Annotated in this window: 14 protein-coding genes; 3 read left to right on the top strand and 11 right to left on the bottom strand. The window is 68.9% G+C overall.

Translation table 11 applies throughout. The features are described from left to right. Window positions 1-37 precede the first annotated feature (37 nt). The 5 genes from G3N98_RS21185 to G3N98_RS21165 all read right to left on the bottom strand — a co-directional run bounded on the left by G3N98_RS21185 (window position 38) and on the right by G3N98_RS21165 (window position 4,199). Window positions 38-781 (bottom strand): SDR family oxidoreductase, encoded by a 744-nt coding sequence (locus G3N98_RS21185; protein WP_011356097.1) that lies wholly within the window; start codon window positions 779-781, stop codon window positions 38-40. Between the two features lie 59 nt (window positions 782-840). Beyond that, the gene (locus G3N98_RS21180) at window positions 841-1,965 is read right to left on the bottom strand and encodes an amidase (RefSeq protein WP_206149140.1); all 1,125 of its coding nucleotides are present in this window, start codon (window positions 1,963-1,965) and stop codon (window positions 841-843) included. Between the two features lie 38 nt (window positions 1,966-2,003). Continuing rightward, window positions 2,004-2,525 (bottom strand): nuclear transport factor 2 family protein, encoded by a 522-nt coding sequence (locus G3N98_RS21175; RefSeq protein ID WP_206149139.1) that lies wholly within the window; start codon window positions 2,523-2,525, stop codon window positions 2,004-2,006. An 8-nt stretch (window positions 2,526-2,533) separates the two neighbouring features. Next, window positions 2,534-2,911: a hypothetical protein gene (locus G3N98_RS21170; RefSeq protein ID WP_011356094.1), complete on the bottom strand. Its 378-nt coding sequence runs from the start codon at window positions 2,909-2,911 to the stop codon at window positions 2,534-2,536. Window positions 2,912-3,005: 94 nt separating this feature from the next. After that, a complete protein-coding gene (locus tag G3N98_RS21165) occupies window positions 3,006-4,199 on the bottom strand; it encodes an acyl-CoA dehydrogenase family protein (protein ID WP_206149138.1) in 1,194 nt (397 codons plus the stop codon). 144 nt (window positions 4,200-4,343) lie between these two features. On the opposite strand from G3N98_RS21165, the gene G3N98_RS21160 reads away from it, so the two are divergent. Next, on the top strand, window positions 4,344-5,927 hold the full coding sequence (locus G3N98_RS21160) for an ATP-binding protein (RefSeq protein WP_206149137.1): 1,584 nt from the start codon (window positions 4,344-4,346) through the stop codon (window positions 5,925-5,927). Window positions 5,928-5,986: 59 nt separating this feature from the next. On the opposite strand, the gene G3N98_RS21155 is transcribed toward G3N98_RS21160, so the two are convergent. From G3N98_RS21155 to G3N98_RS21145, 3 genes are all read right to left on the bottom strand, one after another. Then, entirely contained in the window at window positions 5,987-6,373 is a 387-nt protein-coding gene (locus tag G3N98_RS21155) for a tautomerase family protein (RefSeq protein ID WP_206149136.1), read from the bottom strand. A 239-nt stretch (window positions 6,374-6,612) separates the two neighbouring features. Then, window positions 6,613-7,116 (bottom strand): aromatic-ring-hydroxylating dioxygenase subunit beta, encoded by a 504-nt coding sequence (locus G3N98_RS21150; protein WP_089463584.1) that lies wholly within the window; start codon window positions 7,114-7,116, stop codon window positions 6,613-6,615. Beyond that, entirely contained in the window at window positions 7,113-8,396 is a 1,284-nt protein-coding gene (locus tag G3N98_RS21145) for an aromatic ring-hydroxylating dioxygenase subunit alpha (RefSeq protein WP_089432213.1), read from the bottom strand. Before G3N98_RS21145 ends, G3N98_RS21150 begins: the two co-directional genes overlap by 4 nt. 139 nt (window positions 8,397-8,535) lie before the next feature. Between G3N98_RS21145 and G3N98_RS21140 the strand changes: the two genes are divergently transcribed. After that, on the top strand, window positions 8,536-9,456 hold the full coding sequence (locus G3N98_RS21140; RefSeq protein ID WP_206149135.1) for a LysR family transcriptional regulator: 921 nt from the start codon (window positions 8,536-8,538) through the stop codon (window positions 9,454-9,456). 256 nt (window positions 9,457-9,712) lie between these two features. Here the strand turns inward: G3N98_RS21140 and G3N98_RS21135 are convergent, their stop codons facing one another. Both G3N98_RS21135 and G3N98_RS21130 read right to left on the bottom strand, forming a co-directional pair. After that, window positions 9,713-10,705, bottom strand: coding sequence for a PDR/VanB family oxidoreductase (locus tag G3N98_RS21135; protein ID WP_206149134.1), 993 nt, complete (start codon window positions 10,703-10,705; stop codon window positions 9,713-9,715). 157 nt (window positions 10,706-10,862) lie between these two features. After that, a complete protein-coding gene (locus tag G3N98_RS21130) occupies window positions 10,863-12,257 on the bottom strand; it encodes an MFS transporter (protein ID WP_206149133.1) in 1,395 nt (464 codons plus the stop codon). 410 nt (window positions 12,258-12,667) lie between these two features. Between G3N98_RS21130 and G3N98_RS21125 the strand changes: the two genes are divergently transcribed. Beyond that, entirely contained in the window at window positions 12,668-13,786 is a 1,119-nt protein-coding gene (locus G3N98_RS21125) for a porin (RefSeq protein ID WP_206149132.1), read from the top strand. A gap of 44 nt (window positions 13,787-13,830) precedes the next feature. Here the strand turns inward: G3N98_RS21125 and G3N98_RS21120 are convergent. Further along, window positions 13,831-14,716, bottom strand: an 886-nt coding sequence (locus G3N98_RS21120; RefSeq protein WP_206149131.1) for a LysR family transcriptional regulator, incomplete at its 5' end; no start/stop codon positions are given.

Raw genomic sequence — 14,716 nt, 5'->3', positions numbered from 1 at the left:
CGCGATTCGACGAAGCGCTGCACGCAGCGCTCGACGCTCAGCGCATGTACAACCCGCCGTTGATGTCCCAGCACGCGCCATTCGCGAAATGCGCGTCGCCCGACGCGAGCAGCACGGCGGCATCCGCCACGAAACCGGCCGACCCGAGCTTGCCGCCCGGCAGGCTCGCGAGTACCTGGCGCAGCTTCTCCGGTGCGACGCTTTCATACACGATCGGCAAATCGAGCGGGCCGGGCGAGATCGCGTTGACGGTCACGCCCTGCGCGGCGAGATCGCGCGCGAACACCTTGGTCAGCGTCAGCGTGCCGCCTTTCGCGGCCGCGTAGTGCGCGCCCGTCGCCGAGCCGCCGTTCTGCCCGGCAAGCGACGCGATGTTGACGATACGGCCCGCGCCGCGCGTCGCGAAGTACTGGCCGAATACCTGGCAGCCGAACAGCACGCTGCGCAGGTTCACGTCGATCACCTGGTCGAACTGCTCGGCCGTGATCTCCATCGCGGGCACGACCTTCGATGCGCCCGCATTGTTCACGAGCACGTCGATCGTGCCCCAGCGCGCGACGAGCGCATCGCGCGCGGCTTCGAAATCGCGTTTCGACGTGACGTCGAGCGGCAGCGCGATCGCGCGTTCGCCGCTCGGGTCGAGTTCGCGCGCATGCGCCTGGATGGCGTCGGCGGCGATATCGGCCAGCGCGACGCGGTAGCCGGCCGCATGAAAACGTTCGGCGATGACGGCGCCGAGCCCGCGCGCGGCGCCGGTGACGAGGACGACTCGGTCTGACATGGTGTGTGATTCCGTGGTTCGCGAGCGCGCATCCATCGATGTCGCGCCCGCATCGTGGTTCATGCGGCGAGTGCCGTTTCGAAGTGTGCCGCAATCGCACAGACGTGTTCGTCCGCACCCTTGCGGCCGATGATCTGCAGGCCGGCCTTCAGCGGCGAACCGGCGAGCGGCAGCGGCAGGCTGAGTGCCGGATGGCCGCTCAGGTTGAACGGCCGGATCAGCGACGACATCGCGATCACCGATACGCCATCGCGCGCCTGCTGCAGCGTGATCGGCAGCGCGGGCAGCGTCGGCAGCACGAGTACGTCCGCGTGTTCGAGTGCGGCGTCGACCTGTGCGGTGAAGCGCGCGCGTACGGCTTCGGCTTCTTTCAATGCCGCAGGCGTAGTCGTTGCGGCCGCACGCAATCGCGCATCGAGGTCGGCGCCGAGCTTGCCGGTTTCGACGAGATGGCCGAACGCGCGCGAGGTTTCCGCGTTGATCACGGTGAGCCCGGCGGCGAACGACGCCGGCATGTCGTCGAGCACGACGGCGTGCGAGCGCAGGCCCGACGCGCGTACGGCCGCATCGAGCGCGGCGGCGATGGCCGGGTCGGCGTCGACCGTGACGTGCGCGACCGTGCAGCCTGCCACGGAGGCCGCGGCTTGCGCACGATCGAAGCCCGGCGCGATCGCGGCCATTACCGCAGCCAGCGTGCGGATATCGCGTGCGAACTGCCCGACGCAATCGAGCGTGGTGTCGGCGGGCGCGACGCCGCGTCGCGACACGCGGCCGAACGTCGGCTTCAGCCCGGCCACGCCGCAGCAGGCAGCCGGCCCGCGAATCGAGCCGCCCGTGTCGGTGCCGAGCGCCGCATCGACCGTGCCGAGCCCGACGAGCGAAGCGGAACCGCTCGACGAGCCGCCCGGAATGCGCGTCGCATCCTGCGGATTGACGGGCGTGCCCGTGTAGTCGTTGATGCCGGTCATGCCGAATGCGAGCTCGTGCATGTTCGCCTTGCCGGCGATCTGCCAGCCCGCGTCGAGCAGCAGGCGGACGACGTCCGCGTGTTGCGTGGCCGGCGGTGCGTCGGCGAGCGCACGGCTCGCCGCACGGGTCGGATAGCCCGCGATGTCGATCGTGTCCTTGATCGCGATCGTGGGGCCGGGGCCGCCGAGCGTGAAGGTGTCGATGAAGCCTGTCATGGTCGGTATCGTGAGCAAGCGGTGAAAAGGAGCAGGAATCAGGGCCGTGGCGCGGCGGCGAGCGGCCAGGGGCCGTCGAGCACGCGCTCGGTGCGGAAATGGTGGATCAGCCACGTAGAGCCGCTAGCGGCCGGCGCGAAATCGACGGTCAGCCGCGCGGCGATCAACTCGGCCGAGCCGTCCGCGTAGCGCGACGCCTGCAGCATGATCCAGCGGCCACGCGCGCTCGTGTTGCCGGCGCCGATCTCGATCGACTCCGACGTCAGGAAGTGCAGGTTCGCCGAGAAGTGCGGATCGGGCGGCAGGTAGCGGCCCAGCATCGCGACGATCGCGGCCGTGCCTTCGAGGCGGCCGAACTTTTGCGCATACTGCGGGCCGATGCCTTCCCACACGGCATCGGGCGTGAACAGCCCGGCGAGCGACGGGCCGTCGCAGGCATCCTCGGGCACGTCGCACAGCGCCATGTAGCGCGTGATCGTCGCGCGCACCGCGCGCTCGGCGTCGAGCGCCGCCACGCGCTGCGCGAGCACATCGATCAGGCCGGGAGACAGGTCGGTCATCGCGCGCCTCACGCCGCGGGCTTCGCGGCCGGCGGAACCGTCAGCGCCCGGCCGACGCGCGCCTCGATCTTGCCGTAGCGCCACAGGTTGTATTCGCCGACCGGCGTCGTGCGATACAGGTTGCACACGGCGACCGTCGTGTCGAAGTCGGCGACGTCGGCCATGATGTAGAAGGTCCACGGCGCGCCGTCGGCCTGGCCGACCACGAGGCGGTCGTCGTCCATCACGCCGAGCACGCGCACGCCGGGCATCGCTTCGACGGCGGCGAGCATCGCGCCGTACGCCTGCCACACTTCGCCGATCTTCTCGCGCGGCAGGTCGAAGAAGTTTTGCGACACGCCGCAGCAGAACAGGACGCGCAGCGGCAGCGGATTCGAATCGGACATATCAGGTTCTCCAGAGGAATCGGTGGGGCGCATGAACCGGCCGGCGACGGCGCTTCGGCTTCATGCGCGTTCAAAGCAATTCGGTCGATGCCGGTTACAGATAGCCGGGGAACGGCGTGACGCCGGTGAACACCGCGCCGGCGCCGTCGAAGTTGCCTTCGCCGAGAAACGCGTGCTGCGTGACGACCATCGCGTCGCGCAGCAGCCGCTGCAGCGGGTGCGTGCGATAGATCGCCGCCGTGCCGCCGAGCCGGTACGCGCGTTCGACGACGCTCGCGCCTTCGCGTGCGATCTGCGTGGCCGCGAGCCGCAGCAGGCTGACCTGGTCGGGCGTCACCGGGTTGCCGGCGAGGATCGATTGCCACACGCCGTCGGTCGCGTCGTAGAAGAACGCGCGCGCCGAGCGCAGTTGCGCTTCGGCCTTCGCGAGTTCGATGCGGTAGTACGCGCGATCGGCGAGGCGCGGTGCGCCGGTTGTCGTCTGCCGGCCGCCCGACATGCGGTTCACGACGTCGAGCGCCGCGCGTGCGAGGCCGAGGTTCACGACGGCCAGCACCTGCGCCGCATACGCGACGGTCGGATAGCGGTACAGCGGCTCGTCGACGGTCGGCGCGCCGCCGCGCACGAAGGTCCACGCTTCAGGCACGAAGCGGTCGTCGACGCGCAGGTCGTGGCTGCCGGTGCCCTGCATGCCGACCACGCTCCAGTTCTCGACGATCTCGACGTCGGCCGCGCGGAACACGGCCGTGCGCGGCTTGTTCGGCGCGGCGTCCTGCGCGCCCGGCACGGCGATGCCGACGCCGAGCCAGTCGGCCCCCTTGCAGCCGCTCGCGAACTTCCACGTGCCGTTCACGCGCCAGCCGCCCGGCGCGGGCTGGGCCGGCTGCACCGGGAACAAACCGCCCGCGAACACCTGGTCGGGGCCGCTCGCATACAGCTCGGCCTGGGTGTCGAGCGGCAGCGCGGCCAGATACACGTTCGCGGAGCCGAAGCTCGCGACCCATGCGGCCGAGCCGTCGGCGGTCGCGATCCGCTCGATCATGTCGAGGAACGCGGTCGGTGCGAGCGCATCGCCGCCGAACCGGCGCGGCGTGCCCGCGCGATAGATGCCGGCCTGCTTGAACAGCGCGATCACGTCGCGCGGCACGTGCGACAGGCGGTCGAATTCTTCGCGGCGCGCGGCGACCGTCTCGATCACGGCGTCGAGCGGCGACAGCCGGGCGGCCGGTTCGCTGGCCGCGTGGGGAGCGCTCGGTGCGGTGTCGAGGGCGAGGGCGGCGTGGGGCATGGCTGTCTCCTGGGGCGGATTGGGGTTCGAATGCGGGGTGGTCACGACGATGCAACCAGTCTAGAAACGCCGAAAACACGCAGCAATTGGGACGACAAGCCGTGCGACTGGTGACGTTCCGTGCCGCACTAAAGAAATCTTCAGATGCGGGCGGCGCGTGCCGGTGCTATGTTGGGTTTCCGGCCGCGCGATGCCGCGCGGCCTCATCCGAAGCCGATCATGAGTTTCCCCGACGAAGACGATTTCCACCGGCTGCTCGACGCGCTGACGACCTGCGTGCTGCTGCACGACGCGCACACCAAGGCGATCGTGTGGGCGAACCGCGCCGCGTGCATCGCGCTCGGTTTTTCCGTCGAGGAGCTGCTGCCGCTGAAGGCGCCGGACATGACGCGTCCCGAACCGAAATACCAGCGCGAGATCGCCGTGAGCGCGTGGGATCGCGCGCTCGTCGACGGGCCGCAGGTGTACGAGTGGTGCTACCGGTCGCGCACGGGCGTCGACATGTTGTCCGAGGCGACCGCCACCTACGTGCCGCTGCGCGGGCGCGACGTCGTGATGGTGCAGTTCCGCGACATCAGCGCGGAAGAAGCGGTGCGCCAGCAGTTGCGCCGCTACGAGGCGCGGCTGCGCGAATTCATGCAGGACCTCGACGAAGGCATCGCGGTCGTCACGCCGCACGGCGGCGTGCAGTTCATCAGCGAGTCGGGCCGCCGCGTGCTCGGGCTCGCACCCGACGAAGCGCTCGGCGAGGTGCTCGACTACTGCTCCGAGGCCGACCGCGACCGGCTCGTCGCGCAGCTGCGCGATGCGCCGTCCGCGTATCCGTCCGCGCCGCAGCGCTACCGGATCGTGCGGCGCGACGGCTCGTCGTGCTGGCTGCGCATCCTGTGCCGGCAAGTCGAGATCGAGGACGATCTCGTCGGGCTGCTCGTGCAGTTCCGCGACGTGAGCGACGAAGTCGCGATCGAGGATGCGCGCCGCGCGGAAGCGCGCATGCTCGAACACGCGGGCCGTTACAACGCGATGGGCGAAATGGCGAGCGTGATCGCGCACGAGTTGAGCCAGCCGCTCGCGGCCGTGCGCAATTTCATCGAAGGCGCGGTGCAGCGGCTGAACGGGCGTGGTGCGATCGACGATGCGATCTGGGGGCTGCGCAGCGCGGACCGCCAGGCCGAGCATGCGGCGCTGATCATCAAGAGCGTGCGCGAGTTCATCGTGAAGCGCGAACCGGTCGTCGCGCTCGCCGACTTGCGCGACATCCTCGCGGACGTCGCGTATTTCATCGAACTGCGCGCGAAGGAAGCCGGCGTGACGGTCACGATCGTGCAGGCCGACGCGCCGCTGCCGATCCGCTGCGAGCGCGTGCTGATCGGGCAGGTGATCCTGAATCTCGCGTTCAACGCGATCGAGGCGTTCGCCGGTTGCGAGCGTGTGCCGCGCACGCTGACGCTCGGCACCGCGAACGTCGACGGGCATGCCGAGTTGCGCGCGATCGACAACGGCCCGGGTATCGCGGCCGATGCGCACGACCGGCTGTTCGACGGCTTTTCGTCGTCGAAGGCCGGTGGGAACGGAATCGGGCTGTCGCTGTGCAAGAGCATCGTGACGCGCCACGGCGGCCGGATCGCTGCGAGCCCGGCCGATGGCGGCGGGCTCGACTGCCGCGTGACGCTGCCGCTCGCCGGGACGAAGGCTCGGGCGGGCACATCGTCGCCGGGGAATGCTTGATGCCGCGGCCGCCCGACGGCCGTCGTGCATGAGCGGGCAGGCACGCGCGCAGCGCATGATCAGCGCCCGAGCGCCCGTGCGGTTTGCCCGCCGATGCCGAAATCGGTGTTCGGAATGTCCTTGATCATCACGCGGGTGGCTTGCAGCGGTGCGCCGAGCACGCTGGCGCTTGTCTCCGACAACGCAGCGATCAGCGCGCGCTTCTGCTCGTCGGTGCGGCCGGCGATCAGGATCGCGACGATCACGGGCAGCGACGGCGGTGCACCGTCGGCGGCGCTGCGGCCGCCGAGGCCGATGTGCGTCGCGGGCAATTCGGTCAGCAGCACGCGCACCGATTCGATCGGTGCGCCGATCGAATCGACGGTCGCACCGGTCAGCCGTGCGATCAGTTCGGCCTTGCGGGCGTCGTCATGGACGGCCGGCAGGAAAACTTCGAGTGTGGGCATGGTCGTCGGGAAAGGTGATGGTGACCGGCTCACCGTTGCGTTGGCGACGGGCGAACCGGTGGCCGCTTAAAGGTGAAGGTGGCCGGCTCACCGTTGCGTCGGCGACGGGCGAACCGGTGGTCGCTTAAAGGTGAAGGTGGCCGGCTCACCGTTGCGCCGGCGACGGCGAACCGGTGGCCGCTTACAGGTGGAGGTGACCGGCTCACCGTTGCGTTGGCGATGGGCGAACCGGTGGTCGCTTACAGCAGGAAGCCGATCGCGCTGAGCGCTTCGGTCGAATCGATCAGGCGCACGACCTTCTCGGCGATCCGCATCTCACCTTCCGCATCGACGTGCAGCTTGTGCGTGACGTCAGCCGCGAACAGCGTCGCGACGCCGCGCTTGTACGCGACGACGACCTGCGCCGATTTCAGCTCCACGGTGTCGGCGCTGCCGCTTTCCAGCGTGAAGCGCGACACGGTGCGCACCGTGCGCGCCGCGTCGGTCGCCGACGCCGAATAGCCGGACACCATCCGCTGCACGCGCTTCTCGCGCATGTCGTGGTCGTCGAACACGTAGTTCAGCGTCGCGGCGAAGTCGGTCGTGTCGGGATCGATCGGCACCACGTAGTGCCCGGCCGGGTCCCACAGGTCGAGCCACGCGCGATAGTCGCGGCGGTCGAGCATCTCGGCTTCGCGCCACACGAATTCGACCGCGCGGGCGAAGGTCTGCTCGGAAAAGAGGGCGTTGCGGTCGTCCATCATTGTTGCTCCATCATCTTGCGCCATTGCTGGTAGGCCTCGCGCATGCCGGTCTCGTCGGTTGCATGCGCGGTCTTTTCGCCGTTCGCGGCGGTCGTCTCGCGGTTCAGCCCGCGATTCACGAGGATCGGCACGTCGGGGCCCGCATGCGCGCCGCGCTGTACGCGCTCCCATGCTTCCGCGTCGTCGGGGCTGCCGAAACCGAACGGGCCCTGGAAGTGTTCGTGAATGCGCAGCCGCTCGCGATTCGCTTCGTCGGGGCCGCCGTCCATCGCGAGCGCGACGTGGCGGATCTCGGTTTCGTTCGCGGAGATCGGCCGCAGCACGCGGAAGAACGCCATCGACAGCGCGAGGTTCGGGAACAGGTTCAGGTTGAAGCCGACGCCCATCAGCGAGCGCACGATGCGGCGCACTTCCTCCGGCGTGTGGCGTTCGGCGAGCTTGGCCGCGAGCGGCGCGAAGCGCTCGGGCAGCGGCGCGCCGTCGTCTTCGTCGAGGTCGATCAGCTCGGGCATCAGCACCGCGAGGCTGTGGCCGTTGCCGAGCCCGCGGCAGAACGCGTCCTCGCTCGTCATGAAGCTCGTGATCGCGGCGGCCGTCTCGTCGTCGATCGACTTCATCCACGACTTGTGCACGACCGGGAAGTGATAGAGGTCGGTCGTGTTCTCGAGCTGGATCTTCCAGTTGCCCTTGAACTTGAACTTGTGCTCGCCGTTCGCCTTGATCGGGTAGCCGGCGCCCTGTTTCATGAACAGGTCGATCCACGGCTTCGCGCCGCCGAGGAAATCCTCGAGCGGTTCGATCGCGTCGTTGAAGCTCGCGAAGATCAGCCCCTGGTACACGCCGACGCGCAGCTTCACGAGCGGCAGGTCGCCTTTCTCGCACACGCCTTCGTAGCCGTCGCCGTACGGCAGCGCGCGCAGCGTGCCGTCGAGCGCGTACGACCAGCTGTGATACGGGCACGTGAAGCCCTTCGCGTTGCCCTTGTGCGATTCGCACACGGTCGCGCCGCGATGGCGGCAGCGGTTCTGCAGCACGTTGATCTCGCCGGTCTTGTCGCGCACGACGATCACCGGCTGGCGGCCGATCGTCGTCGTGATGAAGTCGCCCGGGTTCGGCAGCTCGCTTTCGTGCGCGACCCAGATCCAGGTGCGGTAGAAGATGCGGTCGAGCTCGGCTTCGAACAGCGCGGGATCGTGATACATCGCGGGCGCGATGCGGTCGGGTTGCGCGAGGCCGTGCAACGCGCTGGTGTCGATCGTCTGGTAGGAAATGTCGCTCATCGTTGTCGTGGGGAAAGAGTCGCGAAATCGGGCCGCGTCACGCGCGGTGTCGAGTACCCAGTCTCGTCTTCCACTACATATCCGTCAAATTGATCTAAAATTGGCCGGTCAATAAATACGGCAAATGATGGAGGCGATGATGACATCGGTCGATCATCTCGATCTGAACCTGTTGCGCGTATTCCAGGCGATCGTCGAGGAACGCAGCCTGACGAAGGCCGGCGAGCGGCTCGCGCTGTCGCAGCCGGCCGTCAGCTATTCGCTCGGCCGGTTGCGCACGCTGTTCGACGATCCGCTGTTCGTGCGCACGCGCGCGGGCATGCAGCCGACACCGGTCGCGCTCGAACTCGCGGGCATCGTCGGCAAGGCGCTCGACATGGTGCGCGTGGCGCTGCGCTATGCGGAGCGCTTCGATCCGGCCACCAGCACGCGCACGTTCCGGCTGTCGCTGTCGGACGCGGGCGAGATGGCGTACCTGCCGGCGATCTGCCAGGCGCTGCGCGAGCGCGCGCCGCGCGTGACGCTGAGCGTGCAGCCGCTGCCGGTGGAGGAAATCGAGGAAGCGTTGCGCGCGAGCCGGCTGGATTTCGCGATCGGCAACCTGCCGGAGCTGATGCCGCGCACGCGTCACCAGACGCTGTTCGAGGAAACCTACGTGTGCATGACGGGCCGCCGGCGCGGGGTGCCGAGCGGCACCGCGCTGAGCCTCGAGCAATTCGTGCGCGCCGCGCACATCAACGTGAAATCGGTCGAGCACAGCCACCACGCGCTCGACGATGCGTTGCGCGCGCAGGGCGTGGGCCGCAACATCGCGCTCGAAGTGCCGCACTTCGTCGCGCTGCCGAGCGTGCTGTCGGTCACCGATCTGTATGCGACGCTGCCGAAGCGGCTCGCGCAGATCCTGAACCGCGACAATGCATTCCGCTTGTATGAGCTGCCCGTCACGCTGCCGCCCGCGCCGGTGACGATGCACTGGCACGAACATTTCCATGAAGACGAAGGCAACGCGTGGATGCGCACGTTACTGGCCGAGCTCGTCGAGCGGTTCGATGACGTGTGATCGATGAGCGCGCCAGCAACGCACGGTTGCACGCGTTGCTTGCCGTGCGGATCGGATCGCGCGACGACGCGTGACACGTGAGGACGAGGGCAGCGCGTGGATGCGCACGCGGCTGGCCAAGCTCGTCGAGCGCGTCGGCGACGTGTGATCCACGAGAGCGCGGGCAGTGCGTTGGAGGCGCGCGTGGCTGGCCGAATGCATCGAGCCGTTCGAGCGCGCGCGAAGTCCTTGACGGACGCCGCCCGAACCGCGCGCATCAGAGATCGAGCACGAGCACCGCGGAGCGCGCACGCGACACGCAGCAGCAGATCACCGTGTTGCTCGCGCGCTCGGCCTTGCTGAGGCAATGGTCGCGATGGTCGGGCTCGCCGTCGATCACGGGCACCATGCAGGTGCCGCACACGCCTTCGCCGCATGACGTGTCGACCTCGATGCCGATGCGTGCGAGTGCGTCGACGATCGACGTGTCGGGCGTGACGCGTACCGATTGCCCGCTGCGCTGCAGGCGCACTTCGAAACCGTCGGCGGCCGGGCCGGCGCCGGCATCGGCATTGCCCGCATCGGCGGCGGCCGGTTCCGCCGCGAAGCGTTCGAGATGGATCGAATCTTCCGGCAAGCGCGTCGCGGCCGCCGCGACGACCGCATCCATGAACGGCCCCGGGCCGCATGTATAGACGTGTGCATGCGCGTCGACCGATTCGACGCAGCGGTTCAGCTCGGCCGCGAGCGCGGCGGGCTCGACGCCGTAGTGGAACGTTACGTGCGACGCGAACGGCTCGGCCGACAGTTCGTCGACGAAGGCCGCATGCTCGCGGCTGCGCGCGAAGTAGTGCAGCCGATAGCGCGCGCCGCGCCGGTGCAGCGCATACGCCATCGACAGCAGCGGCGTGATGCCGATGCCGGCCGCGATCATCACGTGCTCGCTCGCGTCATCCGTCAGACGAAACAGGTTGCGCGGCGCGCCGATCGACAGCTCGGCGCCGACTTGCACGTCGTCGTGCAGCGACCGCGAGCCGCCGCGCGACTGCGCTTCCTTCTTCACCGCGAACAGGTAGCTGCCGCGCTCGTCGGGGTTGCCGCACAGCGAGTATTGCCGCGTGATGCCTGACGGCGCGGTCACATCGATATGGGCGCCTGGTTCGTACGCGTCGAACGGCTGGCCGTCGACGCGCGACACCCGGAAACAGCGGATGTCCTGCGCCGCGTCGATCAGCGCGTCGATCCGGACTTGGTGGCGGTTCGCTTGCATGGGTCAATCCATGGGGTAGGGGGAACGCGGCGCGGCAGACACCGCGCCGTCATGCGATCGAGAATAGGGATGGGCATCGCATAAATCAAATCGATTAAAAAGCGATACCAGAATCAGTGAGGTGGATGATGGTCGGGCGGCGCGATTGCGCCGGTGCTCAGCGCGCGGCGATCGCGTTGCCCGCTTCGGCCGCGTGCGGCGCGGTGGCCGACGCAAGACCGCGTTCGCGGTCGAGGCTGCGGCGATAGTGCCGGCACCCGGCGGCGAGCAGCAGCGCCGCGAGCGTGGCCGCCGCGACGTTGACGATCGACATCGAATGACCGACCGCCGCCGGCGCGCCGAACACGCGATCGGTGAACAGGGCGACGACGGTCGTGCCGATCCCGAGCGCGATCAGGTTCGACACGAGCAGGAACAGCGCGGAGATCTGCGCGCGCATCTGGTTCGGCGCGAGCGTCTGCATCGCGGCGGTGGACGTTGGCATCGGGAACGACGCGAAGAACATCGCGACGACGAGCATCGCGAGCGACGCGGGCAGCGAGTCGAGCTGCGTGAACAGCGTCGCGGGGATCACCATGCATGCGGCGCCGATCGCACCGGCGCGCATCGGCGCATCCTCGCGGCCGCGCCGCAGCAGCCAGTCGTTGAGCCAGCCACCGCAGAACACGCCGCCCGTGTTCGCGACCAGCAGCACGATACCGAGCGTGTAGCCGGCTTCGACGGCCGTCATCCCGAAGTGGCGGATATAGAACGCGGGCGTCCAGCTCAGCAGGCAGTACAGCGTCATCGCGTAGAACGAAAAGCCGAGGTAGTGGCACGAGAAAGTCGCGCGATGCGTGCCGACGAAGCGCAGCGAATCGCGCATCGACACGCGTCGCACGGCGCCCGAGCGATCCTGCGCCAGCCCCTTGCGCTGCGGGTCGCGCACGGTCGCGGCGAACAGCAGTGCGACGACGATCCCCGGCAGCCCGACGATCAGGAACGTGACCTGCCACGCATGCACCTGCCCGACCACCGGCAGCGTGAATGCGCTCGCATGCTTGAGCAGCGCGATCACGTAGCCGCCGATCAGGAACGCGACGCCGCCGCCGATGAACGAGCCGAGCGAGTACACGGCGATCGCGCGCCCGAGCTTCTCCTTCGGGAAGTAGTCGGCGAGCATCGAGTACGCGCCGGGCGACAGCGCGGCTTCGCCCACACCGACGCCCATCCGCGCGATGAACATCTGCACGAAATGCTGGCTGAGCCCGCACGCGGCGGTCGCGACGCTCCACAGCGCGATGCCGAGCGAAATGATCCGCGGCCGCGCATAGCGGTCGGCGAGATACGCGACGGGCAGCCCCATCACCGCATAGAACAGCGAGAACGCGAAGCCGTTCAGCAGGCTGAACTGCGTGTCGGACAGGTGCAGGTCGCGCTTGATCGGCTCGATCATCAGCACGAGGACCTGGCGGTCGACGAACGAGAAGACGTACGCGAGCATGCAGATGACGACGACATACCATTCGTACGTATAGCGCTTGCCGGCAGCGCGGGCCGTGGATGCGGACATGCGGATTCTCCAGGAGCGGGCGATGGAAACGCGCGGCAGCGGCCTGGCGGGCCGGGCGCCGTCGCGGCGCGAAAGCGTGCGGGGGCACGTATCGGAGACGCAGCGTAGTCGGCCAAATTCAGCCGCCATAGCCGGAGTGACAGCCGCGCCACGCGGGCATTTACCGACCCGGATAAAGAAAACACCAGGGTCCCGCGCACCGGCCGCCGCGCAGCGCGCGTGCGGCGGGGCGCAGGTGCCTCATGCGGCGCATCTATAAGCGTTATAGAGCGCATTGCGTCGACGTCCGAAATTGTCGTTCCTAGACTCGGCCCGTTTTTGATCGGCGGCGTTGGCCCTTCGCGGCGAACGCGCTTCATACCACGCGGCGCGACGCCGAACTGCGCCGCAAACTCTACGGGACGACGACGATGAACCAACCGAACGGGCGGGCCGACCGGCTTGCCGTACCGCTTGCCGCGCTGCTTGCCTGCGCGGCGTTGCCCGCCTTCGCGCAATCGAGCGTGACGCTCTACGGCCGCGTCGACACCGCGATCGAATACGCGAACGCCGGGCCGAACCACGTGACGCGCATGGGCAGCGGCAACCTGTTCGCGTCGCAGTGGGGGCTGAAGGGCGTCGAGGATCTCGGCGGCGGCTACGCGACGATCTTCAAGCTGGAGGATGGCTTCAACGCGGCGAGCGGCGCACTGTCGAACAGCAGCGCACTGTTCGGCCGCGAGGCGTGGGTCGGCATCACGGGGCCGTTCGGCGGCGTGCAGTTCGGCGAGCTTTACACGATCCTGCACACGACGCTCGTCACCTACAGCCTGCCGGGCCTCGGCGCGGGGCTCGCGTGGGGCAATGCGACGAACAACTTCGTCGGGCCCGCGTTCCTGCGCGTGCGCAACTCGATGCGCTACACGTCGCCGCGCCATGCGGGCTTGATGCTGCGCGCGATGGCCGCCCGCGGCACCAACGGCGCGGCCGGGCAGCCGTCGACGCTCGGCGATACGTACGGCCTGGGACTCAACTACGTGCGCGGCGGCCTGTCGGTCGACGTCGACACCATGCAGCAGAAGTTCAGCCCGGTGGCGGCGTCCGCGCTCGGCGGCACGAGCCCGGCCGCGAACGGCAACTACACGCTCGGCGCGATTTCGTACGATTTCAGCGTCGTGAAGGTGGCCGCGCTGTACATGCGCCATCGCGGCGGCCCCGACGTCGCGACCGCGATCGACAGCCAGAGCGCGTATCCGCACAGCGACATCATGGAGCTGAGCGCGACGGTGCCGATCGGGCGTGCGTCGCTGTTGCTGAGCGTCGGCCACTACCGCAAGGTCGCGGACAGCGACGGCAACGCCGATTCGTATGGCATCCGCTTCGACTATCCGCTGTCGAAGCGCACGGTGCTGTACACGGGCGCCGCGATGGTGCGCAACGGCGCGCATGCGCGCTTCGTCGTGAACGGCGCGGCGGGTGGCGGGGTCGCGGTCGCGAAGCCGGGCGCGACCGCGAGTTCGATCGTCGCGGGCATCCTCACGTCGTTCTGAGCGTTTCGGTCGCTCCGGAACCGCGTGCCTTCCCGCTTGCGCCGCTACGCGCAGGCGGGCGGCTGCGGCGCGAGCCATGCGTCGAACGGCGCCAGCTCGCCGATGTTGAACAGTTCGAGCAGCAGCGCACGCAGCCAGCGATGGCCGGGATCGGCGTCGAAGCGCCGGTGCCAGTACGCGTTGACGGCCCATTCGCCCGCACCGGCGATCTCGTACAGCGCGCACGGCTGCCGCGCGGCGAACGTGATCGCGATCGTCTCCGGCAGGATCAGCGCATAGTCGCCGTCCTGCAGCAGCGCGGGCACCACCATGAAATCAGGGAGCGCCGCGCGCACGCGCGGCATCAGCCCGTGCCGCTCCAGCAACTGCATCGATTGCGGATGCGACGTGACCGCGACGAAGCGCAGCGTGTCGGGCGCGTCGCCGTCGAGCACGTAATCGTCGGGCAGCGCGACGCGCTGCGCGGTGCGACGCGGCATCAGCAGCACGCAGCGCTCGTGCAGCAGCGCGGTGCGCTGGAAGTGGCTCGATGCATCGGCGAAATGCCCGAGCGCGAAGTCGATACGCCCCGATTCGAGTGCGACATTGAGCTGGCATTCGTCGACGTGCAGCGTCTCGATCACCGCGCCCGGCGCGCGGCGGTCGAAGGCCGCGAGCAGCGTCGGCAGGAACGCGCTCGCCGCGAAATCGCTCATGTGCAGGCGGAACACGCGTTGCGTGCTGTCGGGCGTGAAGCGCGAGCCTTCGTCGAGTACGTCCTGCAGGATCGCGAGCGCCTTGTCGACCGACAGCGCGAGCCGCTGCGCGCGCGGCGTCGGCTCGACGCCGGTGCCGGTGCGCACGAACAGCGCGTCGCGGAACATCAGCCGCAGCCGGCCGAGCGCGTAGCTGACGGACGGCTGCGTGACGCCGAGCCGCAGCGCCGCGCGG

The sequence above is a fragment of the Burkholderia sp. Tr-20390 genome, from assembly GCF_017104595.1.
Classification (GTDB): Bacteria; Pseudomonadota; Gammaproteobacteria; order Burkholderiales; family Burkholderiaceae; genus Burkholderia.
The sequence above is the reverse complement of the archived record's forward strand: the minus strand, read 5'-3'. Positions and strand labels throughout refer to the sequence as shown.